This window comes from Roseateles sp. T103 (genome assembly GCF_057219915.1).
The window spans coordinates 616,990-640,603 of sequence record NZ_JBXVVS010000001.1 but is presented as its reverse complement, the minus strand read 5'-3'; the positions used below and the strand labels follow the sequence as shown (position 1 = coordinate 640,603).

Sequence of the window (23,614 nt, the reverse complement as noted above, 5' to 3'; positions counted from 1 at the left end):
GATTCTGTTGGGTTCAGCCGGCGGGCGTCTCGAAGCCCTTGAGCACGGCGACGACGTTGTGGCCGATCGCCTCGGTGGCATAGCCACCCTCCTGCACGAAGAGCGTCGGCAAGTTCAGGCCGCGCAGGCGCTCGCCGATGCGGCGGAACTCGGGCTGGTCGAGCCTGAAATGCGAGATCGGGTCGCCGGCATAGGTGTCCACGCCCAGCGAGACGATCAAGAGGCCGGGGGCATAGGCCTGGATGCGCGCCAACGCCTGCTCGAAGGCCGCGAACCAGGCCTCGTTGCTGGCCCCGGCGGGCAGCGGGAAGTTCAGGTTGAAGCCCAGCCCCTCGCCCTCGCCATGCTCGTCGGCATGGCCGAGGAAGAACGGGTATTCGGTCTGCGGGTCGCCGTGGATGCTGGCGAAGAGCACATCGGCGCGCGCATAGAAGATCGCCTGCGTGCCATTGCCGTGGTGGTAGTCCACATCGAGGATGGCGACGCGCTCCACACCGGCATCGCGCGCAGCCTGCGCGGCAACGGCGACGTTGTTGATGAAGCAGTAGCCGCCGAAGAAATCGACGCCGGCATGGTGGCCGGGCGGGCGGGTCAGCACATAGGCGCTGCGTTCGCCCTGCTTCAGGATCGCATCAAGCCCTGTCAGCGTGGCCTGCGCGCCCCAGTAAGCGGCTTCCCATGTGCCGGCCGTCAGCGGCGAGCCGCTGTCCATCGAGTACAGGCCCATGCGAGCGGCGAAGCTCCTGGGCTCGACATCGGAGCGCAGCGTGCGAATCGGCCAGACCGCCGGAAAGGCCTCGCCCTCGCCGCCCGTGGCCAGCCACTCGGCATGCGCGCCCTCGATGAAGCTTAGATAGGCCGGCGCATGCACGCGCTCCAGCGGCGCGCGTCCATGATCCACCGGCGCGACGATCTCGCCCAGGCCGCTGACCTGCACGGCCCGCAGCACATAGTCAGCACGGGCCGGAATCTCGAAGGCATCGACCAGCCGCCCGCGGAAGAACTCCTTCGCGGCGGCGTGCACGCTGTGGTGCTGGTTGTAGATCGTCTTCATGGTGCAGGTTCAGTCGCTATCGGCGTCGCACACGCCTTGCATCCCCGAGCCGGTGCCGCCGATCCGGCTCCGCCGGGCGGCCGGCACCGCCCCCTTGAGGGGGCGCGCGCAGCGCGTAGGGGGTGGGTCATATATCGACCTCGACCGAGTCGCCGTGCAGCTCCATCAGCTCACGGCGCGAGGCGGCTTCGCCCTTGCCCATCAGCTTGTTGATCGCTTCCTCGGTCTGGCCGAAGTCCAGCTGGCCGTAGGCGATCGGCATTAGGCGGCGGGTCTCGGGGTTCAGCGTGGTGTCCCACAGCTGTTCGGCGCTCATCTCGCCCAGGCCCTTGAAGCGGCTGATGGTCCAGCTGTTCTCGCGCGCGCCTTCCTTGCGCAGCTTGTCCAGCGTGGCGGTCAGCTCGCCCTCGTCCAGCGCATAGATCTTGGCGGCCGGCTTCTTGCCGCGCGCCGGTGCGTCGACGCGGAACAGCGGCGGCCGCGCCACATAGACGTGGCCGGTCTCGATCAGCTTGGGGAAGTGGCGGAAGAAGAGGGTCAGCAGCAGCACCTGGATGTGCGAGCCGTCCACGTCCGCGTCCGAGAGGATGCAGATCTTGCCGTAGCGCAGATTGGACAGATCCGGCGAGTCGTTCTTGCCATGCGGGTCCACGCCGATCGCCACCGAGATGTCGTGGATCTCGTTGTTCTTGAACAGCAGGTCGCGCTCGACCTCCCAGGAGTTCAGCACCTTGCCGCGCAGCGGCAGGATGGCCTGGGTTTCCTTGTTGCGGCCCATCTTGGCGCTGCCGCCGGCGGAGTCGCCCTCGACGAGGAAGAGCTCGTTGTGCAGGATGTCGCGGCTCTCGCAATCGGTCAGCTTGCCCGGCAGCACGGCCACGCCCGAGCCCTTGCGCTTCTCGACCTTCTGCGCGGCGCGCTGGCGGGTCTGCGCCTGCTTGATGACCAGCTCGGCCAGCTTCTTGCCATGCTCGACATGCTGGTTCAGCCACAGCTCCAGCGCCGGCTTCACATAGGCGGACACGAGGCGCAGCGCATCGCGCGAATTCAGCCGCTCCTTGGTCTGGCCTTGGAACTGAGGGTCCAGCACCTTGGCCGAGAGCACGAAAGAAGCACGCGAGAACACATCGTCAGGCATCAGCTTGACGCCCTTGGGCAGCAGCGAGTGCATCTCGATGAAGCCCTTGATCGCGCCGAACAGGCCGTCCTTCAGACCCGACTCATGCGTGCCGCCGGCCACCGTGGGGATCAGGTTCACATAGCTCTCGCGCATGACCTGGCCTTCCTCGGTGAAGGCCACACACCAGGACGCGCCCTCGCCCTCGGCGAAGTTCTCCGCTTCGGCCGCGGTGGCGTACTGCCCGCCCTCGAACAGCGGGATCAGCGGATCGGCCGGCAGCGACTGCATCAGGTAGTCGCGCAGGCCGCCCTTGTAGGACCAGGTCTGCAGCTCGCCCGACTTCTCGTGCTTCAGCGTCACCGTCACGCCGGGCATCAGCACGGCCTTGGAGCGCAGCAGATGGATCAGCTCGCCCTTGGGCAGCTCGGCGCTCTCGAAATACTTGGCGTCGGGCCAGACGCGCACCGTCGTGCCCTGCTTGCGGTCGCCCGCTTTTCCAGAAGTCTCGGCGGGGCGCACGCTGACCGGTTCCACCACATCGCCATGCTCGAAGGCCAGCTTCGCGACCTGCTTCTCGCGCCAGACCGTCACTTCCAGCCGCTTGGCCAGCGCATTGGTCACCGAGACGCCCACGCCGTGCAGGCCGCCGGAGAAGCTGTAGGCGCCGCCCGAACCCTTGTCGAACTTGCCGCCGGCATGCAGCCGCGTGAAGACGATCTCCACCACCGGCACGCCTTCTTCCGGGTGCAGGCCGAAGGGGATGCCGCGGCCGTCGTCCTCGATGGACACCGAGCCGTCGGCGTGCTGGACCAGGTCGATGCGCTTGCCGAAGCCGGCCAGCGCCTCGTCGGCCGCGTTGTCGATGACCTCCTGGATCACGTGCAGCGGGTTGTCGGTGCGGGTGTACATGCCCGGCCGCTGCTTGACCGGCTCCAGGCCCTTGAGGACCCGGATCGAGCTTTCGCCGTAACTGCTGGGGGTACTGCCGGAAGAGGTAGGGGAAGCTTTGGTCGCCATGGGCGCGGATTCTAGGCAAGCCGGCGGCGCGCCTTTCGCACAGGTGACGGACACGGCGGCTCGGCTTTGGCTACAGTGCTGCGATGTCCACAGCGCAAACCAGTTCCACCGCCAAGCTCTCGATGACCCAGGTGCTGCTCTGCGGCGCCGCCATCGTCACCCTCTCCATGGGCATACGCCATGGCTTCGGCCTGTGGTTGCAGCCGATCACCATGGATCGTGGCTGGACCCGCGAGACCTTTGCCTTCGCGCTGGCGGTGCAGAACATCGCCTGGGGCGCCGCCGGCCCCTTCGCCGGCATGCTGGCCGACCGCTTCGGCGCCTTCAAGGTGCTGATCGTGGGCGGCCTGCTCTATGCGCTGGGCCTGATCCTGATGGGCCTGTCCACCACCGGCCTGGCCTTCACCGGCAGTGCCGGCCTCTTGATCGGCATGGCGCAGTCGGGCACCACCTATGCGGTGATCTACGGCGTGATCGGCCGCAACGTCGCACCGGAGAAGCGCTCCTGGGCGATGGGCGTGGCGGCGGCCGCGGGCTCCTTCGGCCAGTTCCTGATGGTGCCGGTGGAGAACTGGCTGATCGCCGGCGCCGGCTGGCAGAACGCGCTGTTCGTGCTGGGCATTGCCGCCACGCTGATCGTGCCGCTGGCTTTCGGCCTGCGCGAGCGTGACACCAACGTCCACCACGGCGGGGTGCACCTGAGCATCGGCCAGGCCCTGCGCGAGGCCTTCGGCTACCGCAGCTTCCAGTTGCTGACCTTGGGCTACTTCGTCTGCGGCTTCCAGGTGGTCTTCATCGGCGTGCACATGCCCAGCTATCTGAAGGACCATGGCCTGAGCCCCCAGGTCGCGACCTACGCACTGGCGCTGATCGGCCTGTTCAATGTCTTCGGCACTTACATCGCCGGCACGCTGGGCCAGCGTTACCCGAAGCGCTACCTGCTCGCCGGCATCTATGCGCTGCGTTCGGTGGCGATCGTCGTGTTCCTGAGCGTGCCCTTGTCGCCGACCAGCGTCTACCTGTTCTCGGCGACCATGGGCTTCCTGTGGCTGTCCACCGTGCCGCCGACCAATGCCATCGTCGCGCAGATCTTCGGCGTGCAGCACATGTCCATGCTCAGCGGCATCGTCTTCTTCAGCCACCAGATCGGCAGCTTCATGGGCGTCTGGCTGGGCGGCAAGCTCTATGACACGACGGGCAGCTACGACATCGTCTGGTGGATTGCGGTGGCGCTGGGCGTGATGGCCGCGATCGTCAACCTGCCGGTGCGCGAGCAACCCATCCAGCGCAGCGCCGTGCCGGCGGCGGCCTGAACATGGGCGCTGCTTCGCCACAGGGACCCCGCCGCTGGCGGCGCGCGCTGCTCTGGGCGCTGCTGCTGGTCGTGCTGTTGTCCGTCTTCCTCGCCTATACGCAGCCGGCGCTGATGATGCAGCTGTCCGAGCAGCTCTGGGCCTGCTTCTAGTACGCCACAATCGCCGACGACGAGAACCGAGCCGCCTGAACGACAGCGCGGCCGCTGGAGGAGCATCGATGGCAACAGCAAGCAATGTGGTGGTGATCACCGGCGCCTCGGATGGCATCGGCGCCGAGCTGGCCCGGCAATGGGCGCAGCGCGAGGGTGAAAAGCTGGCCCTGGTGCTGGCGGCGCGCAGCGAGGACAAGCTGGCCGCCGTCGCCCAGGACTGCCGCACCCATGGCGGCGAGGTACTGACGCTGCGCTGCGACGTCTCGCAGCAGGGCGACTGCCTGCAACTGGTCGAGCAGGCGCTCGCGCGCTTCGGCCGCATCGACACGCTGGTCAACAACGCCGGCATCTCCGGCCATGCGATGCTGGGCGAGGTCGAGGACCTGTCCTGGTACGAGCATCTGTTCCGCGTGAACTTCTGGGGCAGTGTCTGGACCACGCACGCTGCCCTGCCCCATCTGAAGGCCAGCCGCGGCCGTGTCGTGGCGGTGTCCAGCCTGGCCGGGCTGGTCGGCGTGCCGGGCCGTACCGCCTACAGCAGCAGCAAGTTCGCGATGAATGGCTTCTTCGAGGCGCTGCGCCCGGAGGTGGGCTTGCATGGCGTCAGCGTCACCGTGGCCTATCCGGGCGTGGTGGACACGCAGATCCGCTACCGCGGCTTCAATGCCAAGGGCGAAGCCAAGGGCAGCAGCTCGCTGGACGAAAGCAACGCAATGCCGGTGCAGCAATGCGCGCGGCAGATCCTCGACGGCACGCTGGCGCGCAAGCGCGAGATCGTGATGACCTCCAAGGGCAAGATCGGCCGCTGGCTCAAGCTGCTGGCCCCGGCGATGGTCGACCGCATGGCGCTGGCCGCGCTGCACAAGGAAGAAAAGCTGCAATGAGCAATCCCGGCGCCTGTGCTGGCGCGCCCTCACCCTGGCTGTTGCGCTGGCCGGCCGCGATCCGGCCCGGCGGCAGCGCGCTGGACCTGGCCTGCGGCGCCGGCCGCCACGTGCGCCATCTGGCCGCACAGGGCATGCGCGTCACCGCGGTGGACCGTGATGCCCAGGCACTGGCCGGGCTGGACGACGTGGCGCGCGTCGTGCAGGCCGACATCGAGGCCGGTCCCTGGCCGCTGGTCGGCGAGCGCTTCGACCTGGTGCTGGTGACGAACTACCTGTGGCGGCCGCTGCTGCCGACCATCGTCGAGTCGGTGGCGCCGGGCGGTTGGCTGATCTATGAAACCTTCGCGCTCGGGCAGCAAACCATAGGCCGGCCCGCGCGGGCCGAATTCCTGCTGGCACCGGGCGAACTGCTCGAGGCCTGCCGCGGCCAGCTCCGCGTGGTTGCCTACGAGGACGGCTTCGAGCCCGCCAGCGCCGACGGCACGGTCAACGCCCGCTATGTGCAGCGCGTTGCTGCGGTTCGCGAGGCAGCGCCCGAAGGGGTCTTTACCCGCTATCCGCTGGGCTGAGCCCGGTGCCGACGGAAGCAGCCGCTGCCGCTGAGTAGAATCCGCCGATCACAAGGAATTCCCTCCCATGACACCCATTGTTGGCAGCATCGTGGCGCTCGTGACGCCGATGCACGAAGACGGCAGCATCGACTATGCGGCCCTGCGCAGCCTGATCGACTGGCATATCGCCGAAGGCACCGACTGCATCGGCGTGGTCGGCACCACTGGCGAGTCGCCCACGGTCACGATGGAAGAGAACCGCGAGGTCATCCGCGTCGCGGTCGAGCACGCCAAGGGCCGCGTACCCATCATGGCCGGCACCGGTGCCAACAGCACCGCCGAGGCCATCGAGCTGAGCCGCTATGCCAAGGAAGTCGGCGCGGACTGCACGCTCTCCGTCGTGCCCTACTACAACAAGCCCAGCCAGGAAGGCATCTACCAGCACTACAAGGCGATCGCCGAGGCCGTGGACATCCCGATGATGCTCTACAACGTGCCCGGTCGAACCGTCGCGGACATGCTGCCCGAGACCTCGCTGCGCTGCGCGCACCTGCCTGGCGTCATCGGCGTCAAGGAAGCGACCGGCAATATCGAGCGCGCCGCCTACCTGATCAAGCATGCCCCGCAGGGCTTCTCGATCTACTCGGGCGACGACGGCACCGCCATTGCGCTGATGCTGCTCGGCGGCCATGGCAACGTCAGCGTCACCGCCAACGTCGCGCCGCGCGCCATGCACGAGCTGTGCAAGGCCGCGCTGGCCGGCAATGTGCGCGAAGCCACGCGCATCCACATGCAACTGCTCGGCCTGCACAAGCAGCTCTTCTGCGAGCCCAGCCCGGCCCCGGCCAAGTGGGCGCTGTCGCAGCTGGGCCGCTGCAAGCCCCACCTGCGCCTGCCGATCACGCCGCTGACCGCCGCAGGACAGGCCAGCGTCAAGCAGGCGATGCAGGAGGCGGGCCTGCTCTGAGCGGGCCTGCATCCCGCCTCGACCACCCCAAAAGACTCGGCCGCGAACGCCAGCCTTTCAGCCCCCTGTCGCAGACAAACCGGAGATGTCCAGCGTGACCCGTTCCTCCACCCGTTCCCGCAAGCCCGCAGCCCTGCGCCTGGCCGGCATCGCCGCCGTCGCTGCTGCACTCGGCGGCTGCAGCACGTTCGACAACCTGATCAGCTCGGACAAGGTCGACTACCGCACCGGCTCCAAGCAGACCACCGGCCTTGATGTGCCGCCCGACCTGAGCCAGCTGGCGCGCGACCCGCGCAACCGCGCGCAAAGCGGCCCGGTCAGCGCGGCGGCACTGCAGCAACAGCAGCAGGACAAGCTTCAGCCACAGGCCTCCGGAGCGCGCGCGACGGCGTCGGGCGCCGCCCAGGTGGCCCTCAGCGCGGCAGGCGATGTCAAGCTCGAACGCGCCGGCGAGCAACGCTGGCTGCGCAGCAACCAGTCGCCCGAGCAGCTGTGGCCGCAGTTGCGCAGCTTCTGGCAGGAGCGCGGTTTCGCGCTGGTCAAGGACCAGCCCGAGCTCGGCGTGATGGAAACCAACTGGGCCGAGAACCGCGCCAAGCTGCCGCAGGACATGATCCGCTCGACCATCGGTCGCATTTTCGACGGCCTGTATTCGACCGGCGAGCGTGACATGTACCGCACCCGCGTCGAGCGTGCGCCGGGCGGCGGCACCGACATCTACATCGCGCATCGCGGCATGGAGGAGGTCTACACCTCCGGCATGCGCGACCAGACCGCTTGGCAGCCGCGCAAGCCCGACGTGATGCTGGAAGGCGAAATGCTCTCGCGCCTGATGCTGGCCTTGGGCGGCAAGCCTGAATCCGCGGCGAACGTGGCTGCTGCACCCGCAGCGGCCGCCGCACCGACCCCGAGCGTTCAGCCGACGCCCGGCGCTCGCAGCCGCTCGCTCAGCGAGGTGCCGGATCGCATCGAGATGAACGAGGGCTTCGAGCGTGCCTGGCGCCGCGTCGGTCAATCGCTGGACCGCCATGGTTTCACCATCGAGGACCGCGACCGCAACCAGGGCATGTTCTACCTGCGCTATGCCGATCCGAACCAGGTCGGCAAGGAAGAGCCCAACTTCTTCCAGCGCCTCTTCAAGGGCGAGCAGACGCAGACGGCCAAGCGTTACCGCGTCGCGGTGAAGTCGCAGGGCGAGCGCAGCACGGTGATGGTGCTGGACGACAAGGGCCAGCAGCAGACCAACGAGATCGCCAAGCGCATCCTCAACCTGCTGATGGACGACCTGCGCTGATCCGCAGCAGCGCCTGAGCAGGTCTGAAGACGCCGTCGCGATGCAGGGTTCATGCTCTGCAGCGACGGCGTCGCTGCTTCAAGGGCGGCGCCAAGCAAGGCCCTCAAAACAGTCACCATGCGCTTTTGCAGTCTAGGTAGCGGCAGCGGCGGCAATGCCACGGTAGTCGAGGCCAGTCAAGGCATCACGACCACGCGCGTGCTGATCGACTGCGGCTTCAGCGAGCGCGAACTCAGGCGCCGCCTGGCACGTGCAGGCCTGGAGATCGAACAGATCGATGCGGTGTTCGTCACCCATGAGCACGGCGACCATGTCGGCAGCGCGCTGACGCTGGCACAGCGCCACCGGCTGCCGCTATGGACCAGCCGCGGTACCTGGAAGGCCGTCGCACATCGACGCGGCGCCGAGGACTTCGATGCGGCGCTGCTGCACTTCTGCCGCGCCGGGGAGGCCGCTGCGATCGGCGACCTGCTGCTCCATCCATTCGCGGTGCCGCACGATGCGGCAGAGCCCTTGCAGTTGCGGCTCGAAGACGGCCAGCGCCGTCTGGGCGTGCTCACCGACATCGGCAGCCCGACGCCCAATGTGCTGGAGGCCCTGCAGCGTTGCGACGCGCTGCTGCTGGAGTGCAATCACGACGAGCAGCTGCTGCGCGAAGGTCGCTACCCCTGGCCGCTGAAGCGGCGCATCCTCGGCACGCACGGTCATCTGTCCAACGCCAGCGCCGCGGAAATCCTGGCCGCCTGCCTGCATCCGGACCTGCAACTGGTCGCGGTGGCTCACCTCAGCGAGGAAAACAATCGGCCGGAGCTGGCGCTGGCGGCACTGGCCGACGCCTGCTCTGCCGCAAGCCCGCGCCTCGTCGCGGCCGATCAGGCCCAGGGCCTGGCCTGGCAGGAGCTTTGAGCCAGAGCCGTTTCGGGCGTCAAGACCAGGGCCGTTCCAGCCCAGACTAGCCCACCAAAAAACAAAAGCCGCCTGGCTTTGCAGCCAGGCGGCTCTTGCGTGATCGGATAACCGATTACTTGCTGGCAGCTTCCGAAGCGGCGGCAGCGGGAGCCGACGCGTCAGCGGCCGGAGCCGAAGCGGCTTCCGAAGCGGCCGGAGCGGGGGCAGCAGCCGGAGCCGGAGCCGGGGCGGGAGCTTCTTCCTTCTTGCCGCAAGCGGTCAGAGCAGCAGCGGCCAGCAGGGATGCCAACAGGATCGACTTGTTCATTTGTGTCCTCGAATCGATGAGACGATGTTGAATTACCGGTAATTGTCGAGACCAGACATCGGGTCCAAACAACTGGACTCCTTGGGCCTCGTTTCAACAAAGATGCAAGAGGCCTCGAGCGCCACTCCCATCTAGCCCGATATTCTAACCTCAATTCGGGAATGTCCTATAGACCGAGCGTGGTCGCGGCAAATGCCTCATGCGAGCGCTGCTCGACGGCATCGAACCATTCCCGCGCCCAGATCTGGGCGGAGGCTTCCAGGCTGCATACCGCCCGGCCTGAGCGTGCGTCGATCAATCGGAGCGTGAAAAGCCCGGGAGCCAGCAGAAGCGCATGTGGCCCGTCGGACGGCAACTCGTCGGCCGAGTACTGGCGCGCCACGATGACATGATCGAAATGCCGCCGCCAGACGACGAAGCGCGGATGGACACGCCGCAGATCGTCGTACTGCGCTGCCAGCAGGCGCAAGCGGCGATGGGGCAGCACCCACTGGGTTAGCGCATCCAGCACTGGCTGCTCGGACAGCGGCCACTGACTGAAGTCGCTATCGAAGCAGCACAGCTCGCGGCAGCCCTGCGCCGCGGCGGTCAGCAGCCCTTGGCGCAGCGCCGCAACCCAGTCGGCGCGCGAATTGATCAAGCCTTCGCTCATCCCCGGCGTGTCTGCCATCGCCACCCTCCTTTGGTCAGTCCTGCGGCTGCAGCCAGCCGTCCTCGACCCACTGCTCCAGCAGCTCGGCCGCCCCCTCGGACAGCTTGGCCACCTCGGCGGCGCTGAGCGCGCCACCATCAGCGAGGCGACGCATCAGCCGCGCATCGCTGCCGCTGGCTCGGAACGATTCGCCATTGATGAACACATGCGCGCGGTCGTACATCATGCGGCTGCGCTGGTCCAGGCGAACGCCGCAGCCTGCCGGCAGCCCGTCACCCGGATGGAACCAGACCTTGGGCTTGGGCTCAGTCAGCGCCTCGCCCAGTGCGCGCTCCAGCGCCAAAGGCTCGGCCACCGCGCGTGCCACCGCGTCGCGGGCGAACTCGATCAAGGACGCGGGGATCTCGCCCGGCGCATCGGTCGCCGGCTGCTTGGGATCGGCGTAGATGCGGTTGGCGTAAGCACGCGACTCGTCGTCCATCAGGCGGGGCAGCAGCTCGCGCGCGAGCTCGGCGCGCCAGGGCGTGCGAAAGCCCACCGAGCAGGTCATGCACTCGCCGATCGCGACGCCGTCATGCGCCCAGCCCGGCGGCAGATAGAGCATGTCGCCAGGTTCCAGCACGTACTCCTGCTCGGGCTTGAAATTGGCGATCAGCTTGACCGGCACGTCGTCGCGCAGCACTGCATCCTTCTGGGCGCCGATGCGCCAGCGGCGCTTGCCGTGGACCTGAATCAGGAACACGTCATAGGAGTCGAAGTGCGGCCCGACGCCACCACCGTCGGTGGCGTAGGAAATCATCAGGTCGTCCAGCCGTGCCTCGGGCACGAAGCGGAACGGGCGCAGCATCTCGTAGGCCGCGGGCAGATGCAGGTCCAGGCCCTGCACCAGCAGCGTCCAGTCGGGCTTGCTCCAGGGCGGCAGCTTGGCCATGGGGCCGTGCTTGAGCGCCCAGCAGCCGCCGAAAGAACTGACCAGGCGCGATTCGACCTCGTCGCTGGCTGCAAGTTCGGCCAGTTCGCGCCGGGTCGCCGGCGGCTGCACGCCGGGCATGGCCTGCCGCACCAGCAGCGGTTTCTTCTGCCAATAGCGGCGCATGAACTGGGCGCGGCTCAGGCCGCCCAGCAGGGGTGTCGGGGTATCGATATCCATGCGCGCATTGTCGCGCCGCAGCGCTGTGAAACAATGCGCCAATGCAAATCACCGCCCCTTGCGTCGTCTCCCTGAGCTGGAGACTCGAAGACGCCCAAGGCCAGCTGATCGACGAGCTGGCCGAGCCGATGGAGTTCTTCTACGGCGGCGAAGACCTCTTCGCCAAGGTCGAGAAAGCGCTGGCCGGCCAGGAAATCGGCTTCGAGACCAGCCTTGCGCTGCAGCCGGAGGAGGCCTTCGGCGACTACGACTCGAACCTGGTCTGCTTCGAGAGCCGCAGCCTGCTGCCCGAGAACGTCAGCGAAGGCATGCAGTTCGAGGGCCTGCCCGAGGGCGCGGCCACCGAGAGCATGCCACCTGACCTCGTCTACACAGTCACCGAGGTCTATCCGGAGCATGTGGTGCTGGACGGCAACCACCCGCTGGCCGGCATCGGCCTGCGCATGCACATCAAGGTGCGCGACGTACGCGAAGCCACCGAGCAGGAAATCCAGGACGGCAGCGTCGGCGAAGCGGTGTTCAGCGTCGTCAGCGGCGCGGCGCCGGACGATACGCTGCACTGAGCCCGCGCACAGGCTCCGGAAGGAGCCTGTGGCCGGCGAAGGACGAGCCGCGATACATGCGGCTTGGCTGAGAGGCGGCCAGTCCTTCGCCAGGCGTCGAAAGGTCCGCAGGGACCTTTCTCGGTCCTGGCCCAGCCTGTCCGCTCGTAGGCGGCCAGTCCTTCGCCAGGCGTCGAAAGGTCCGCAGGGACCTTTCTCGGTCCTGGCTCAGTGTTTCCCCGTTGAGCCGAAGCCGCCTTCGCCGCGCTCTGTCGCGTCGAACTCGTCGACGCGGCGGAACGTCGCCTGCACCACCGGCACCAGCACCAGCTGGGCGATGCGCTCCATCGGCTGGATCACGAAGCTGGTCTGCCCGCGGTTCCAGCAGCTGACCATCAGCTGGCCCTGGTAGTCGGAGTCGATCAGGCCGACCAGATTGCCCAGCACGATGCCGTGCTTGTGGCCCAGGCCCGAGCGCGGCAGGATCAGCGCCGCCAGTCCCGGGTCGCCGATGTGGATGGCCAGGCCCGTGGGGATCAGCATGGTCTGCCCTGGCTCCAGCGTGATCGCCTCGTCCAGGCAGGCGCGCAGGTCCAGGCCGGCCGAGCCGGGCGTGGCATAACTCGGCAGCTGCTCGTCCATGCGGGGGTCGAGCACCTTCAGGTCAACGGTGGTCATCGTGTCTTGTTCTCGAATCGGTCGGCAATCTCGCGCACCAGTTCGCGGGCGAGGCTGAGTTTGTCGGCATGCGGCAGCGCGCGCTCGCCCTGCTCGTCAACGAGCAGCAGCGCGTTGTCGTCGCGGCCGAAGGTGGCCGGCCCGAGGTTGCCCACCACCAGCGGCACCTTCTTGCGCAGCAGCTTCTCGCGCGCGTGCTTGGCCAGGTCCTGGCTCTCGGCGGCGAAGCCGACGCAGAAAGGCTTGTCGGGCAGCGCGGCGACGGCGGCAAGGATGTCCGGGTTCTCGGTCAGTTCGAACACCGGCGCCTGCTTCTTGCCGTCCTTCTTGATCTTGTGCTCGTTGCTCTGCGCCGGCCGCCAGTCGGCCACCGCGGCGGTGGCCACGAAGACCTCATGCCGGGGCGCCAGCGGCAGCACGGCGTCATACATCTGCTGCGCGGTCTGTACATCGATGCGGCGCACGCCCGCCGGCGTGGGCAGGTGCACCGGTCCGGCCACCAGCGTGACCTCGGCGCCCGCCTCGGCGGCGGCCCGCGCGATCGCGAAACCCATCTTGCCGCTGGACAGATTGGTGATGCCGCGCACCGGATCGATAGGCTCGAAGGTCGGACCGGCGGTGATCAGCAGCTTCCTGCCGCGCAGCAGCTTGGGCTGGAAGAAGGCGATCAACGCATCGCTGAGCTGCTCGGCTTCGAGCATGCGGCCGTCTCCGGTCTCGCCGCAGGCCTGCTCGCCATGGCCGGGGCCCAGCACCGTGGCGCCGTCGGCGACGATCTGCGCCACATTGCGCTGCGTGGCCGGGTGCAGCCACATCTCGCGGTTCATCGCCGGCGCCACCAGCAGCGGGCAGCGCTCGGCAGGTCGCGCCAGCGCGGTCAGGCTCAGCAGCTCGTCCGCCCTGCCCTGCGCCAGCTTGGCGATGAAGTCGGCGCTGGCCGGTGCCACCAGCATCGCATCGGCCTCGCGGCTGAGGTTGATGTGCGCCATGTTGTTGGCCTCGCGCGCGTCCCACTGGTCGGTGTAGACCGTGCGGCCCGACAAGGCCTGGAAGGTGACCGGCGTCACAAAGGCCTGCGCGGCCTCGCTCATCATGACTTGCACCGTGGCACCGGCCTTCACCAGCAAGCGCACCAATTCGGCACTCTTGTAGCAGGCGATGCCGCCGGAGAGACCGAGCAGCACATGCTTGCCGGCGAGTTGTTGGACAGGGCTTGCGTTCGACATGGCGCGCACTCTATCAGGACGTGGCCGGCGCCTGGCGCGCATATTGCATCGCCAAAGCCTTATGCTCCGGTCCCACATGCCTGTCGACTACCTGGCCGAACTCACCGCACCGCAGCGCAGCGCGCGGGCCAACCTGCACCTGGGCATAGGCTTGGCGGCCATCGCCGGCGCCCTCAATGCAGGCGGCTTCCTCGCCATCGGCCAGTACACCTCGCACATGACCGGCATGGTCTCGATGGCGGCCGATCAGCTGGCCCTGGGCCAGCTGACCCTGGTGGTCAGCGCGCTCGTCGCGGTGCTGGCCTTCGTGCTGGGCGCGGCGACGACCGCGCTGCTGGTGAACTACAGCCGACGCACGCATCCCGCCTGGGCCTATGTACCCACGCTGCTGCTGGAAGCGGCGCTGCTGCTGCTCTTCGGCCTGGTCGGCAGCGCGCTGCTGCCACACCAGATTGAGCGCGTCTCGCTGACTGCGCTGCTGCTCAGCTACACCATGGGCCTGCAGAACGCACTGGTGACCAAGATCTCCAATGCCGAGATCCGCACCACGCATGTCACGGGCCTGCTCACCGACCTGGGCCTGGAGCTGGGCAAGCTGGTCTACTGGAACCGCAGCCACAGCGGCGCGCTCGACAAGGTGATGGCCAACCGACACAAGCTCAGGATCCACGCCAGCCTGGTGCTCGCCTTCTTCGCCGGCGGCATTGCCGGCGCGCTGGCCTTCAAGCACCTGGGCTTTGTCTCCACGGTGCCGCTGGCGCTGGCCCTGCTGCTGCTGGCGACGGCCAGCCTGATCAAGAGCCGGTCGGACGCGATCAGGAATTCGCGCGACGCCTGAACACCAGGTCCCACACGCCATGGCCCAGCTTGAGGCCGCGGTTCTCGAACTTGGTCAGCGGACGGTAGGCCGGCTTCTCGGCATAGCCCTGCGCCGCCGTGTTCTGCAGCAGCGGCTCGGCCGACAGCACCTCCAGCATCTGCTGGGCATAGGGCTCCCAGTCGGTGGCGCAGTGCAGATAGCCGCCGGGCCTGATGTGCCTGACCAGCTTGGCGACGAACTCGGGCTGGATCAGACGGCGCTTGTGGTGGCGCTTCTTGTGCCAGGGATCGGGAAAGAAGATGTGCACGCCAGCCAGCGAGTCAGGCGCGATCATCTGCTCCAGCACCTCCACCGCGTCGTGCTGAAAGATGCGAATGTTCGGAATCTGCTGCTCGCCGATCAGCTTCAGCAGCGCGCCGACGCCGGGTTCGTGCACCTCGCAGCCGATGAAGTCGTGGTCGGGCAGGGTCTGTGCGATCTGCGCAGTGGCGCCGCCCATGCCGAAGCCGATTTCCAGCACCAGCGGTGCCTCCCGGCCGAAGACCTCGGCCGGCTTCAGCAGTTCATGCTTGAACGGCAGCACATAGCGGGGACCCAGCTCGGCCAGCGCCTTGATCTGACCGGTACCCATGCGCCCGGCGCGCACCACGAAGCTCTTGATGCCGCGGCGCGGCGCGGCCTCGCCAGCCTCGACCTCGGGCGGCTGGACGGGTTCGGCGGATTCGTTGGCGTTCTCTGCGGACATGGCGGGGTCGGACTGCTGCGGCGACTGCTTCAGGGGCCGGCAGTCTAGCCGATCGTCCCGAAACGGGCGGCCTCAGGCACCGACGCGTGCCTGGATCAGCGGCGCCGGCTGCCAAGGTGCGCCGGGCTCGTCGAGCGTGAAACAGCGCTGCAGCGTCGCCACGGCCTGGCGCGCCGCTGCCTCGTCGGCCGCATGCACCAGCGCCAGCGGTTCTCCAGCGGCCAGCGTCTCGCCGAGCTGGCGCACCTGCTCGAGGCCGACGCGGTGGTCGATGGCCTCGCCCGGCCGGCGACGGCCTCCGCCCAGCTCCACCACGGCCAGGCCGATGGCCCGGGTGTCCATCGCCACCAGGCGCCCTGCCCGCGGCGACGGGACCGGCAAGACCAGCGGCGCTGCCGCCAGATGGGCCTGCGGGCGCTCAAGCAGGTCGGCCGGACCGCCAAGCGCGCTCACCATCTGGGCGAAGCGCTCAGCCGCAGCACCGCTGTCCAGCGCGGCATTCAGCTTGGCCTGCGCATCGGCCTCGTCCGCCGCCAGACCGCCGATCAGCAGCATGCTGCTGGCCAGCGCCAACGTCAGCGCATGGGTGCGCGGCTCGCGCTCCTCGCCCCTCAGATAGCGGATCGCGCCGCGCACCTCGAGCCCGTTGCCGACCTCGTGACCCAGCACCTGGTTCATGTCGGTGATCAGTGCCTGCGTACGCAAGCCGGCGCCGCCGGCCACCGCGACGATGCTCTCGGCCAGCTCACGGGCCATCTGCGGCGTGGCGGCGAAAGCGCCGTTGCCGCACTTGATGTCCATGGCCAGCCCTTCGAGCCCGCTGGCCAGCTTCTTCGACAGGATGCTGGCGGTGATCAGCGGCACGCTCTCCACCGTCGCGGTGACGTCGCGGATGCCGTAGAGCCGGCGGTCAGCCGGCGCGAGGTCGCTGGTCTGGCCGATCACGGCACAGCCGACGCGGCGCACCAACTGCTCGAACATCGCCGGGCTCGGCGCGGTGCAATAGCCGGGGATGGCCTCCATCTTGTCGCAGGTGCCGCCGGTATGACCCAGGCCGCGGCCGGAAATCATCGGCACATGGCCGCCGCAGGCCGCCACCAGCGGCGCCAGCATCAGGCTGAGCTTGTCGCCGACGCCACCGCTGGAGTGCTTGTCGAGCACCGGACCGGGCATGTCGCGCCAGACCATCACGCGGCCCGAGTGCATCATCGCGCGCGTCAGCAGCACCGCCTCGTCGCGGTCCATGCCGCGCAGGAAGACGGCCATCGCCAGCGCAGCCACCTGGCCCTCGCTCCAGCTGCCATCGGTGAGGCCGCGCACGAAGGCGGCGATCTGTGCGGCATCGAGCGTGCCGCCGTCGCGCTTGGCGCGTATGACTTCCTGGGCCAGCATCGCGATGTCTTGCCTCAGTAGCCCTGGCCGGCAGCCGGCGCCGCCGCACCACCAAGCTCGGCCTCGATCGCCGCCAGCAGGCCGCTGGCGCCGAAGCGGAAGCGGCGCGGGTTCAGCGCGTCGCGACCCAGCGCTTCGGCGGCCAGCTGCAGATAACCCTGTGCATCGGCCACGCTGCGGATGCCGCCGGAGGCCTTGAAGCCCGCGGCGCTCATGCCGCTGGCGGCGATCTCGGCCAGCATCACGCGCGCCGCTTCGGGTGTGGCGGACACCGGCGTCTTGCCGGTGCTGGTCTTGATGAAGTCGGCGCCGGCCATCAGCGCGATGCGCGTGGCCTCGGCAATCAGCCCGGGCGTCCTCAGCTCGCCGCTCTCGATGATGACTTTCAAAGTCAGCGGCCGGCTGGCATGGCGCACCTCGGCGAGGAACTCGGCCACCTCGCTGGCCTGCCCCGCGATCAGCGCGCGGTAGGGCAGCACCACGTCGATCTCGTCGGCACCCGCCGCAGCGATCTCGGCCACCTCGGCCAGCGTGCGCGGCAGGTCCAGCGAGCCGTCAGGGAAATTGGCCACCGCAGCAACCTTGATCGCCGCCGGCAGTGCCGCACGCGCCTGCGCGGCAAAGCGCGGCCACACGCAGACCGCCGCCACCGCCCCGTGCGGGCCTTGCGCGCGGCGGCACAGCGCCTCGATGTCGGCCGCGGTATCGGCGTCGTTCAGGCTGGTCAGGTCCAGGCATTGCAGCGCCAGCTGCGCCGCCTCCTTCAGGCTCAGGCTGCTCGTCGCGTTCATGCGCTGCCCTTCAGCGACGGCAGCTCCGCCATGCCAGCGATCACGTCGGCGAGGAACTGCGCGGCGCGCTCGCCCGAGGCGGCGGCCTGCTGCAGCGTCAGCGCATGGGTCAGCGCCTCGTCCGAGAGGCCTGCGGCCATGTTCGTCATCAGCGCCAGGCCCATCACGCGCAAGCCGGCATGGCGCGCCAGGATGGTCTCGGGCACGGTGCTCATGCCCACGGCGTCGGCGCCCCAGGCAGCGAACATGCGGATCTCGGCGGGCGTCTCGAACTGCGGTCCCAGCGCCCACACATAGGTGCCCTCGCCCAGCTTGAGCCCCTGGCTCATCGCCATGGACTTGGCGTGGCTGCGCAGCTCCGCATCGTAGGCGGCGCTCATGTCGACGAAGCGCTCACTGCCCTGCTCGCCGACCAGCGGCGATCGCTGCGGCGCGTTGATGTGATCGGCGATCAGCATCAGGCTGCCCGGCGGCATCTGGCTGCGCAGCGAGCCCGAGGCATTGGTCTGCACCAGCACCTTGCAGCCCCAGCGCGCCAGGCTGCGCAGCGCGCCGGCCATGCCAGTGCAGTCACCGCTCTCGTAGGTGTGGGCGCGGCCGCGCAGCATGGCCACACGCTGGCTGCCGATGCGGCCGACGACGATCTCGCCGACATGGCCTTCGACCTTGGGCTGCGGGAAGGCCGGCAGCGCACTGTAGGCCAGCGGCTGCGCGTCCTCGACCTTGGCCACCGCGCCGGCCCAGCCGGAGCCCAGCACCACCGCCACTTCGGGCGCGTCGCCGAAGCGCTCGCGCAGCGTGGCCACCGAGGTCTGGATCAGCGGCTCGAGAGTCTTGTTGTCAATCATGGTCTGGCAATCGAAATGCAATGGGAGAAGCCTACGCCGATCAGGCCTGGGGCTTGAGATGGCCGGGGCCGAAACTGAAAGGCAGCAATTCGTCCAGCGTCCAGTGCTGGCGGATGCCGCCCGGATCGGCAGCGATGATGAGCAGATCGCCGGCGGCGAATTCGCGCAGCTTTTGGCGGCAGCCGCCGCAGGGGGTGATCACGTCGGGGCCGGGGCCGCTGACCACGACGACGCGCGCCTGCCGGCCGCCGGCCATGCGCATCATCGCCAGCGCGGTCGTTTCGGCACACCAGCCCTGCGGGTAGGCGGCGTTCTCCATGTTCGCGCCGGCATGGATGCGGCCCTGCTCGTCGAGGATGGCCGCGCCGACGGCATAGCCTGAATAAGGGGAATAGGACTGGGCTCGCGCCGAGAGCGAGGCGTCGACCAACTGCTGGCGTAGCGCCGGGGTCAAGTCTTGCCAAAGCATGATCAGCGTTCCTTGACGTAAGGGCGGCCCAGCGCCTTGGGCGCCAGCGCCTGGCCGATGAAGCCGGCGAGCAGCACGACGGTGAGCAGATAGGGCAGCGCCTGGATCAGCTGCACCGGCACTTCGCCCCCACCCAATGAGGCCGGGAGCGCAACGCCCTGCAGCCGGATCGCCACCGCGTCGAGAAAGCCGAACAGCAGGCAGGCCAGCATCGTTGGCACCGGCTTCCACTTGCCGAAGATCATCGCGGCCAGCGCGATGAAGCCGCGGCCTGCCGTCATGTTCGGCGAGAAGGCCGCATTCTGCGCCAGCGTCAGGTAGGCGCCGGCCAGGCCGCAGAGCACGCCGTTCATCATCAGCGCCATGTAGCGCAGGCGCGGCACCGAAACGCCGGCGGCATCGACCATCGCCGGGTTCTCGCCCACCGCGCGCAGCCGCAGGCCCGGGCGCGTGCGCTCCAGGAAGAACCAGACCACGAGCACCGAGGCGAAGGCCAGGTAGACCAAGGTGTTGTGGCTGAGCAGGCCATGGCCCAGCACCGAAGCCAACCAGTTGCCGGCCAGCGGTTCCGCAAAGCTGCCGCTCAGCGCCGTCAGGCGCTGCTCGGGTGCGATGGGCGGAGTCTGGCCGCCTTGCGCGAACCAGGCGATGCCCAGCACCACGGTCAGGCCAGCCGCCACCATGTTCAGCGCCACGCCGGTGACGACCTGATCGCCGCGATGCGTGACGCAGGCAAAGCCATGCAGCGCCGACAGTGCGCAAGCCACCAACAAGGCTGTGGTCAGGCCCACCAGCACCGAGCCGCTGCCCACGGTGGCCGCTGCGGCGGCAAAGGCGGCGGCCAGCATCTTGCCCTCCAGGCCGATGTCGATCACGCCCGAGCGTTCACACAGCAGGCCGGCCAGCGCGCACAGCAGCAGCGGCGTGGTGACACGCAGCGTGGAGGCGAGCAGCGAGCCGAACAGGACCTCATCCATGGAAGGCCTCCTCCTTGCGCGCCGATGACAGCAACCGGTGCAGGCGCGCGAACAGCGGCGCGCTGACCATGGCCATCGCACCGGCGAAGAGCACGATCAGACCTTGCACGGTGACCACCATCTCGCGGCTGAAGCCGGGAATTTCGAAGGACACCTCGACGCCGCCCTGGTAGAGCACGCCGAAGAGCAGCGAGGCCAGCACGATGCCCACCGGGTGGTTGCGCCCCATCAGCGCCACCGCGATGCCGGTGAAGCCGGCGCCGGCGACGAAGTCCAGCGTCAGCTTGCCCTGCACGCCGGAGATCTCGTTGACCGCCACCAGGCCGGCCAGCGCACCGGACAGGCCCATCGCCACCAGCACCTGCAGGCGCGGGCGGATGCCGGCATAGTGGGCCGCGCGTGGCGCGCTGCCGACGGCGCGCAGCGCATAGCCGGCGCGACTCCTCCACAGGAACCACCAGACGAAGACACAGGCCAGCAGGGCCAGCAGCAAGCTCAGGTTCAGCGGCGAGGACGGCAGTTCCCAGCCCAGTGCCGCGGCCAGCGACTGCGCACTGGGCATGCGTGCCGCATCGGCAAAAGCCTCGCTCTCCACCGCCATGCTGCCCTTGGGGCGCAGCACGTTGACGAGCAGGTAGACGTTCAGGCTCGCGGCGAGGAAGTTGAACATGATCGTCGTGATGACGATGTGACTGCCACGCCAGGCCTGCAGATAGGCCGGGATCAGCGCCCAGGCCATGCCCGCGAACGCCGCCGACAGCACCAGCAGCGGCAACAGCAGTGGCGCCGGCACGCTGGCGCCCAGCGCCAGGGCCACCAGGCCGACGCCGATGCCGCCGACCGTGGCCTGCCCTTCTCCGCCGATATTGAACAGGCCGCCATGGAAGGCGACGGCCACGGCCAGGCCGGTGAAGATGAAGCTGGTTGCGTAATAGAGCGTGTAGCCGATGCCGCGTGCGCTACCCAGCGCACCCTGCACCAGCACATCCAGCGCCTGCAGCGGGCTCTGCCCGATCAGCGCGACCACCGCGCCGGCCACGGCCAGCGCAATGAACAGGTTCCACAGCGGCAATACGCCGAGCTCGACCCAGCGCGGCAGCTGATAGGGCTGGCTCATGGGCGCACGCTCCTCGAATCGTCTTTGGCCTGGGCGGCCATCAGCAGGCCCAGGCGCTTCTCGTCGCATTCGGCGATGCCCAGCTCGCCGGTGATACGGCCTCCGTTCATCACCAGCACCCGGTCGGCCAGGGCGAGGATCTCGTCGAGCTCGCTGCTGACCAGCAGCACCGCGCAGCCGGCGTCGCGCAGTGCGCGCAGCTGACCATGGATGAATTCGATCGCGCCAATGTCCACGCCGCGTGTCGGCTGGCCGACCAGCAGCACTGCCGGCGCCTGCGCGATCTCGCGCGCCAGGATCAGCTTCTGCTGATTGCCGCCGGAGAACTTGGACGAGCCCAGCAGCGCATTGCGCGGCCGCACGTCGAAGCGTTCCATCATCTGCGCGGTCTGATCGCGCAGCCAGGCCTGTCGCATCCCCAGGCCCAGCGGCGCGGCACGGTACTGCGCCTGATCCTGGTAGCCCAGCGCGGCGCTCTCCCACGCGGGAAAGCCCATCACCAGGCCGCAGGCCTGCCTGTCCTCAGGCACATGGGCCAGCTTCAGCTCGCGCGCGCGGCGCGGGTCCAGCCATCGTCCGGCGGTGAAGCGGGCCCCGCCCAGCTCCAGCGTGCCGGCCTCCGGAGCGGTCATGCCCGACAGCACGTCGAGCAGTTCGCTCTGGCCATTGCCGGAGACACCGGCCACGCCGACGATCTCGCCGGCGCTCAGCTTCAGGTCCACATCGGCCAGACGGGTCACGCCTTGCGCGTCGCGCCAACGCAGACCGCGGGCCAGCAGGCGCGGCGGCTGCTCTGCCGCCGCGGCTGCAGCACCTGCGATCCGGCCGAGGTTGACCTTGCGGCCGACCATCGCTTCGGCCAGCCCTTCCTCGCTGGTCTCGGCAATCTCACAGCCATGCACCACCTGGCCGGCGCGCATCACCGTGACGCGGTCGCACAGCGCCATCACTTCCTTGAGCTTGTGCGTGATCAGGATGAGGGTCGTGCCGCGGGCCTTCAGCTTGCGCAGCGTTTCGAAGAGTTGCTGCGTCTCCTGCGGCGTCAGCACAGCGGTCGGCTCGTCGAGGATCAGCACGCGGGCTCCGCGGAACAGCGCCTTGAGGATCTCCAGGCGCTGCAACTCGCCCACCGGCAAGTCGGCCACCAACGCATCGAGCCGCACATGCAGGCCGGTCTCGGCCATCAGCGCCTCGAGTTGCTCGCGCACGCGGCGCTTGGCCCGCGTGAGCATGAAACCCGGCTCGGCGCCAAGCATCACGTTGTCCAGCGCGCTGAGCGTGTCCACCAGCATGAAGTGCTGATGGACCATGCCTATACCCAGCGCGATGGCCTGGTGCGAATCAGTGATGCGGGCCGGGCGGCCATCAATCTCGATCGTGCCGGCGTCAGCCTGGTAGTAGCCATAGAGGATGGCCATCAAGGTGCTCTTGCCGGCACCGTTTTCGCCGACCAGACCATGCACCGAGCCGGCCGCGATGTCGAAGCTCACCTCGCGATTGGCCTGCACCGCACCGAAGCGCTTGCTGATGCCGTGCAGACGCACGGCGGGCGTGACTGTCATGCCCACACTTTCTCGATGACCGCTGACCGATGGCCGATCAGTACTTGCAGGCGTTGTCGGCCATGTAGTCGGCGACGCGGATCTTGCCGGCCACGATGTCGGCCTTCAGGGCATCCAGACGTGTCTTCATCTGTGGAGTGATCAGCTTGGCGTTGTGCTGATCCATCGCCACATCCACGCCGTCTTCCTTCAAGCCCAGCACCGACAGACCAGGCTTGTAGGACTTGAGCACGTTGTACACGGCGACATCGACACGCTTGACCATCGAGCTGAGCATGGTGCCCGGCTGCAGATGGTTCTGGTTGCTGTCCACGCCGATGGCCAGCTTGCCGGCGTCCTTGGCGGCCTGATAAACGCCGGTGCCGGTGCCGCCAGCCGCAGCGAAGACCACGTCGACACCCTTGGCGAACTGGGCCTTGGCCAGTTCGCCACCGCGCGTCGGGTCGTTCCAGGCGGTGGCCGTGGTCCCGGTCATGTTCGCCAGCACCTCGATCTTCGCGTTCTGCGCCTTGGCCCCCTGCTCGTAGCCGCACTGGAATTTGCGGATCAGCGGGATGTCCATACCGCCGACGAAACCGACCTTGCCGGACTTGCTGGCCATCGCGGCCAGCGCCCCGATAAGGAAACTGCCCTCATGCTCCTTGAACACCACCGAGGCCACATTGGGCTGCTTCACGACAGTGTCGATGATGGCGAACCTGGACTTGGGAAACTCCTTGGCCACTTGCTCCAGCGCAGAGCCCTGGGCAAAGCCGATGGAGATGATCGGATTGGCACCGCGCTCGGCCATGCGGCGGATGGCCTGCACCCGCTGAGTCTCGTTGCTGATCTCGAACTCGAGGTACTTGCCGCCGGTTTCCTGCTTCCAGCGCTCGATGCCGCGGTAGGCCGACTCGTTGAAGGACTTGTCGAACTTGCCGCCCATGTCGAAGATGATCGCAGGCTGTTGCGCCTGCGCGAACGTCGCGCCCAGCGAGACGACGAGGCCGACAATGGCGCGGGCGAAGGGTTGGACGAGCTTCATGGCGTGGACACTGGGTTGGAATTGGTCTACTGGGCAGTTAGCGGCGG

At 68.3% G+C, this 23,614-nt stretch carries 25 protein-coding genes; 9 read left to right on the top strand and 16 right to left on the bottom strand.

All coding sequences use genetic code 11. The features are described 5' to 3' along the window. Nucleotides 1-13: 13 nt before the first annotated feature. Together AC2EBS_RS02825 and AC2EBS_RS02820 are read right to left on the bottom strand one after the other, a co-directional pair. Nucleotides 14-1,054 carry a histone deacetylase family protein gene (locus tag AC2EBS_RS02825; RefSeq protein ID WP_484726859.1) on the bottom strand — a complete coding sequence of 347 codons (1,041 nt, stop codon included), beginning with the start codon at nucleotides 1,052-1,054 and terminating at the stop codon, nucleotides 14-16. A 127-nt stretch (nucleotides 1,055-1,181) separates the two neighbouring features. Continuing rightward, nucleotides 1,182-3,191 (bottom strand): DNA topoisomerase IV subunit B, encoded by a 2,010-nt coding sequence (locus AC2EBS_RS02820; RefSeq protein ID WP_484726858.1) that lies wholly within the window; start codon nucleotides 3,189-3,191, stop codon nucleotides 1,182-1,184. Between the two features lie 83 nt (nucleotides 3,192-3,274). Here AC2EBS_RS02820 and AC2EBS_RS02815 point away from each other — a divergent pair, with 83 nt between their 5' ends. The 7 genes from AC2EBS_RS02815 to AC2EBS_RS02785 all read left to right on the top strand — a co-directional run bounded on the left by AC2EBS_RS02815 (nucleotide 3,275) and on the right by AC2EBS_RS02785 (nucleotide 9,264). Next, nucleotides 3,275-4,504: an MFS transporter gene (locus AC2EBS_RS02815; protein ID WP_484726857.1), complete on the top strand. Its 1,230-nt coding sequence runs from the start codon at nucleotides 3,275-3,277 to the stop codon at nucleotides 4,502-4,504. 2 nt (nucleotides 4,505-4,506) lie between these two features. Then, nucleotides 4,507-4,656, top strand: a complete 150-nt coding sequence (locus AC2EBS_RS02810) for a hypothetical protein (protein WP_484726856.1) — start codon at nucleotides 4,507-4,509, stop codon at nucleotides 4,654-4,656. A gap of 68 nt (nucleotides 4,657-4,724) precedes the next feature. Further along, the gene (locus AC2EBS_RS02805; protein ID WP_484726855.1) at nucleotides 4,725-5,543 is read left to right on the top strand and encodes an SDR family oxidoreductase; all 819 of its coding nucleotides are present in this window, start codon (nucleotides 4,725-4,727) and stop codon (nucleotides 5,541-5,543) included. Further along, a complete protein-coding gene (locus AC2EBS_RS02800; RefSeq protein WP_484726854.1) occupies nucleotides 5,540-6,115 on the top strand; it encodes a class I SAM-dependent methyltransferase in 576 nt (191 codons plus the stop codon). The genes AC2EBS_RS02805 and AC2EBS_RS02800 overlap by 4 nt, the downstream gene beginning before the upstream one ends. A 67-nt stretch (nucleotides 6,116-6,182) precedes the next feature. Beyond that, on the top strand, nucleotides 6,183-7,064 hold the full coding sequence (gene dapA / locus AC2EBS_RS02795; protein ID WP_484726853.1) for a 4-hydroxy-tetrahydrodipicolinate synthase: 882 nt from the start codon (nucleotides 6,183-6,185) through the stop codon (nucleotides 7,062-7,064). An 85-nt stretch (nucleotides 7,065-7,149) separates the two neighbouring features. After that, entirely contained in the window at nucleotides 7,150-8,358 is a 1,209-nt protein-coding gene (gene bamC / locus AC2EBS_RS02790) for an outer membrane protein assembly factor BamC (RefSeq protein WP_484726852.1), read from the top strand. Nucleotides 8,359-8,475: 117 nt separating this feature from the next. Then, a complete protein-coding gene (locus AC2EBS_RS02785) occupies nucleotides 8,476-9,264 on the top strand; it encodes an MBL fold metallo-hydrolase (protein WP_484726851.1) in 789 nt (262 codons plus the stop codon). Nucleotides 9,265-9,379: 115 nt separating this feature from the next. Here the strand turns inward: AC2EBS_RS02785 and AC2EBS_RS02780 are convergent, their stop codons facing one another. The 3 genes from AC2EBS_RS02780 to AC2EBS_RS02770 all read right to left on the bottom strand — a co-directional run bounded on the left by AC2EBS_RS02780 (nucleotide 9,380) and on the right by AC2EBS_RS02770 (nucleotide 11,376). Then, nucleotides 9,380-9,574: a hypothetical protein gene (locus AC2EBS_RS02780; RefSeq protein WP_484726850.1), complete on the bottom strand. Its 195-nt coding sequence runs from the start codon at nucleotides 9,572-9,574 to the stop codon at nucleotides 9,380-9,382. A 166-nt stretch (nucleotides 9,575-9,740) separates the two neighbouring features. Then, complete coding sequence (locus AC2EBS_RS02775) at nucleotides 9,741-10,244, bottom strand: hypothetical protein (protein ID WP_484726849.1); 504 nt, start codon at nucleotides 10,242-10,244, stop codon at nucleotides 9,741-9,743. A gap of 16 nt (nucleotides 10,245-10,260) precedes the next feature. After that, the gene (locus AC2EBS_RS02770) at nucleotides 10,261-11,376 is read right to left on the bottom strand and encodes a JmjC domain-containing protein (RefSeq protein WP_484726848.1); all 1,116 of its coding nucleotides are present in this window, start codon (nucleotides 11,374-11,376) and stop codon (nucleotides 10,261-10,263) included. Between the two features lie 41 nt (nucleotides 11,377-11,417). On the opposite strand from AC2EBS_RS02770, the gene AC2EBS_RS02765 reads away from it, so the two are divergent. Next, a complete protein-coding gene (locus AC2EBS_RS02765; RefSeq protein WP_484726847.1) occupies nucleotides 11,418-11,939 on the top strand; it encodes an FKBP-type peptidyl-prolyl cis-trans isomerase in 522 nt (173 codons plus the stop codon). A gap of 207 nt (nucleotides 11,940-12,146) precedes the next feature. On the opposite strand, the gene dut is transcribed toward AC2EBS_RS02765, so the two are convergent. After that, nucleotides 12,147-12,596 (bottom strand): dUTP diphosphatase, encoded by a 450-nt coding sequence (dut, locus tag AC2EBS_RS02760; protein ID WP_484726846.1) that lies wholly within the window; start codon nucleotides 12,594-12,596, stop codon nucleotides 12,147-12,149. Beyond that, nucleotides 12,593-13,822 (bottom strand): bifunctional phosphopantothenoylcysteine decarboxylase/phosphopantothenate--cysteine ligase CoaBC, encoded by a 1,230-nt coding sequence (gene coaBC / locus AC2EBS_RS02755; protein ID WP_484726845.1) that lies wholly within the window; start codon nucleotides 13,820-13,822, stop codon nucleotides 12,593-12,595. Before coaBC ends, dut begins: the two co-directional genes overlap by 4 nt. A 76-nt stretch (nucleotides 13,823-13,898) precedes the next feature. On the opposite strand from coaBC, the gene AC2EBS_RS02750 reads away from it, so the two are divergent. After that, nucleotides 13,899-14,660 (top strand): YoaK family protein, encoded by a 762-nt coding sequence (locus tag AC2EBS_RS02750; protein ID WP_484726844.1) that lies wholly within the window; start codon nucleotides 13,899-13,901, stop codon nucleotides 14,658-14,660. On the opposite strand, the gene trmB is transcribed toward AC2EBS_RS02750, so the two are convergent. From trmB to AC2EBS_RS02705, 9 genes are all read right to left on the bottom strand, one after another. Next, nucleotides 14,638-15,387: a tRNA (guanosine(46)-N7)-methyltransferase TrmB gene (trmB, locus tag AC2EBS_RS02745; RefSeq protein ID WP_484726843.1), complete on the bottom strand. Its 750-nt coding sequence runs from the start codon at nucleotides 15,385-15,387 to the stop codon at nucleotides 14,638-14,640. The genes AC2EBS_RS02750 and trmB overlap by 23 nt on opposite strands. A 72-nt stretch (nucleotides 15,388-15,459) precedes the next feature. Beyond that, nucleotides 15,460-16,779, bottom strand: a complete 1,320-nt coding sequence (gene deoA / locus AC2EBS_RS02740; protein WP_484726842.1) for a thymidine phosphorylase — start codon at nucleotides 16,777-16,779, stop codon at nucleotides 15,460-15,462. Nucleotides 16,780-16,793: 14 nt separating this feature from the next. Further along, the gene (gene deoC, locus AC2EBS_RS02735; RefSeq protein WP_484726841.1) at nucleotides 16,794-17,570 is read right to left on the bottom strand and encodes a deoxyribose-phosphate aldolase; all 777 of its coding nucleotides are present in this window, start codon (nucleotides 17,568-17,570) and stop codon (nucleotides 16,794-16,796) included. Further along, nucleotides 17,567-18,418: a purine-nucleoside phosphorylase gene (locus AC2EBS_RS02730; protein ID WP_484726840.1), complete on the bottom strand. Its 852-nt coding sequence runs from the start codon at nucleotides 18,416-18,418 to the stop codon at nucleotides 17,567-17,569. Before AC2EBS_RS02730 ends, deoC begins: the two co-directional genes overlap by 4 nt. Nucleotides 18,419-18,458: 40 nt before the next feature. Then, nucleotides 18,459-18,887: a cytidine deaminase gene (gene cdd, locus AC2EBS_RS02725; protein ID WP_484726839.1), complete on the bottom strand. Its 429-nt coding sequence runs from the start codon at nucleotides 18,885-18,887 to the stop codon at nucleotides 18,459-18,461. A gap of 2 nt (nucleotides 18,888-18,889) precedes the next feature. Continuing rightward, the gene (locus AC2EBS_RS02720) at nucleotides 18,890-19,864 is read right to left on the bottom strand and encodes an ABC transporter permease (protein WP_484726838.1); all 975 of its coding nucleotides are present in this window, start codon (nucleotides 19,862-19,864) and stop codon (nucleotides 18,890-18,892) included. Continuing rightward, nucleotides 19,857-20,981, bottom strand: a complete 1,125-nt coding sequence (locus AC2EBS_RS02715) for an ABC transporter permease (protein ID WP_484726837.1) — start codon at nucleotides 20,979-20,981, stop codon at nucleotides 19,857-19,859. Before AC2EBS_RS02715 ends, AC2EBS_RS02720 begins: the two co-directional genes overlap by 8 nt. Beyond that, on the bottom strand, nucleotides 20,978-22,543 hold the full coding sequence (locus tag AC2EBS_RS02710; protein ID WP_484726836.1) for an ABC transporter ATP-binding protein: 1,566 nt from the start codon (nucleotides 22,541-22,543) through the stop codon (nucleotides 20,978-20,980). Before AC2EBS_RS02710 ends, AC2EBS_RS02715 begins: the two co-directional genes overlap by 4 nt. 37 nt (nucleotides 22,544-22,580) lie before the next feature. Continuing rightward, a complete protein-coding gene (locus AC2EBS_RS02705) occupies nucleotides 22,581-23,567 on the bottom strand; it encodes a BMP family lipoprotein (RefSeq protein ID WP_484726835.1) in 987 nt (328 codons plus the stop codon). Nucleotides 23,568-23,614 lie beyond the last annotated feature (47 nt).

Bases quoted from the DNA above. Each gene is read 5' to 3' on its own strand.
- AC2EBS_RS02775 (WP_484726849.1), bottom strand. From the start codon at position 10,244: ATGGCAGACACGCCGGGGATGAGCGAAGGCTTGATCAATTCGCGCGCC.
- AC2EBS_RS02785 (WP_484726851.1), top strand. From the start codon at position 8,476: ATGCGCTTTTGCAGTCTAGGTAGCGGCAGCGGCGGCAATGCCACGGTA.
- AC2EBS_RS02770 (WP_484726848.1), bottom strand. From the start codon at position 11,376: ATGGATATCGATACCCCGACACCCCTGCTGGGCGGCCTGAGCCGCGCC.
- AC2EBS_RS02820 (WP_484726858.1), bottom strand. From the start codon at position 3,191: ATGGCGACCAAAGCTTCCCCTACCTCTTCCGGCAGTACCCCCAGCAGT.
- AC2EBS_RS02765 (WP_484726847.1), top strand. From the start codon at position 11,418: ATGCAAATCACCGCCCCTTGCGTCGTCTCCCTGAGCTGGAGACTCGAA.
- AC2EBS_RS02750 (WP_484726844.1), top strand. From the start codon at position 13,899: ATGCCTGTCGACTACCTGGCCGAACTCACCGCACCGCAGCGCAGCGCG.
- AC2EBS_RS02710 (WP_484726836.1), bottom strand. From the start codon at position 22,543: ATGACAGTCACGCCCGCCGTGCGTCTGCACGGCATCAGCAAGCGCTTC.
- AC2EBS_RS02825 (WP_484726859.1), bottom strand. From the start codon at position 1,054: ATGAAGACGATCTACAACCAGCACCACAGCGTGCACGCCGCCGCGAAG.
- AC2EBS_RS02715 (WP_484726837.1), bottom strand. From the start codon at position 20,981: ATGAGCCAGCCCTATCAGCTGCCGCGCTGGGTCGAGCTCGGCGTATTG.
- deoA (WP_484726842.1), bottom strand. From the start codon at position 16,779: ATGCTGGCCCAGGAAGTCATACGCGCCAAGCGCGACGGCGGCACGCTC.
- AC2EBS_RS02805 (WP_484726855.1), top strand. From the start codon at position 4,725: ATGGCAACAGCAAGCAATGTGGTGGTGATCACCGGCGCCTCGGATGGC.
- AC2EBS_RS02720 (WP_484726838.1), bottom strand. From the start codon at position 19,864: ATGGATGAGGTCCTGTTCGGCTCGCTGCTCGCCTCCACGCTGCGTGTC.
- AC2EBS_RS02730 (WP_484726840.1), bottom strand. From the start codon at position 18,418: ATGATTGACAACAAGACTCTCGAGCCGCTGATCCAGACCTCGGTGGCC.
- AC2EBS_RS02815 (WP_484726857.1), top strand. From the start codon at position 3,275: ATGTCCACAGCGCAAACCAGTTCCACCGCCAAGCTCTCGATGACCCAG.
- dapA (WP_484726853.1), top strand. From the start codon at position 6,183: ATGACACCCATTGTTGGCAGCATCGTGGCGCTCGTGACGCCGATGCAC.
- bamC (WP_484726852.1), top strand. From the start codon at position 7,150: ATGTCCAGCGTGACCCGTTCCTCCACCCGTTCCCGCAAGCCCGCAGCC.
- AC2EBS_RS02705 (WP_484726835.1), bottom strand. From the start codon at position 23,567: ATGAAGCTCGTCCAACCCTTCGCCCGCGCCATTGTCGGCCTCGTCGTC.
- coaBC (WP_484726845.1), bottom strand. From the start codon at position 13,822: ATGTCGAACGCAAGCCCTGTCCAACAACTCGCCGGCAAGCATGTGCTG.
- dut (WP_484726846.1), bottom strand. From the start codon at position 12,596: ATGACCACCGTTGACCTGAAGGTGCTCGACCCCCGCATGGACGAGCAG.
- AC2EBS_RS02810 (WP_484726856.1), top strand. From the start codon at position 4,507: ATGGGCGCTGCTTCGCCACAGGGACCCCGCCGCTGGCGGCGCGCGCTG.
- AC2EBS_RS02800 (WP_484726854.1), top strand. From the start codon at position 5,540: ATGAGCAATCCCGGCGCCTGTGCTGGCGCGCCCTCACCCTGGCTGTTG.
- cdd (WP_484726839.1), bottom strand. From the start codon at position 18,887: ATGCTTTGGCAAGACTTGACCCCGGCGCTACGCCAGCAGTTGGTCGAC.
- deoC (WP_484726841.1), bottom strand. From the start codon at position 17,570: ATGAACGCGACGAGCAGCCTGAGCCTGAAGGAGGCGGCGCAGCTGGCG.
- AC2EBS_RS02780 (WP_484726850.1), bottom strand. From the start codon at position 9,574: ATGAACAAGTCGATCCTGTTGGCATCCCTGCTGGCCGCTGCTGCTCTG.
- trmB (WP_484726843.1), bottom strand. From the start codon at position 15,387: ATGTCCGCAGAGAACGCCAACGAATCCGCCGAACCCGTCCAGCCGCCC.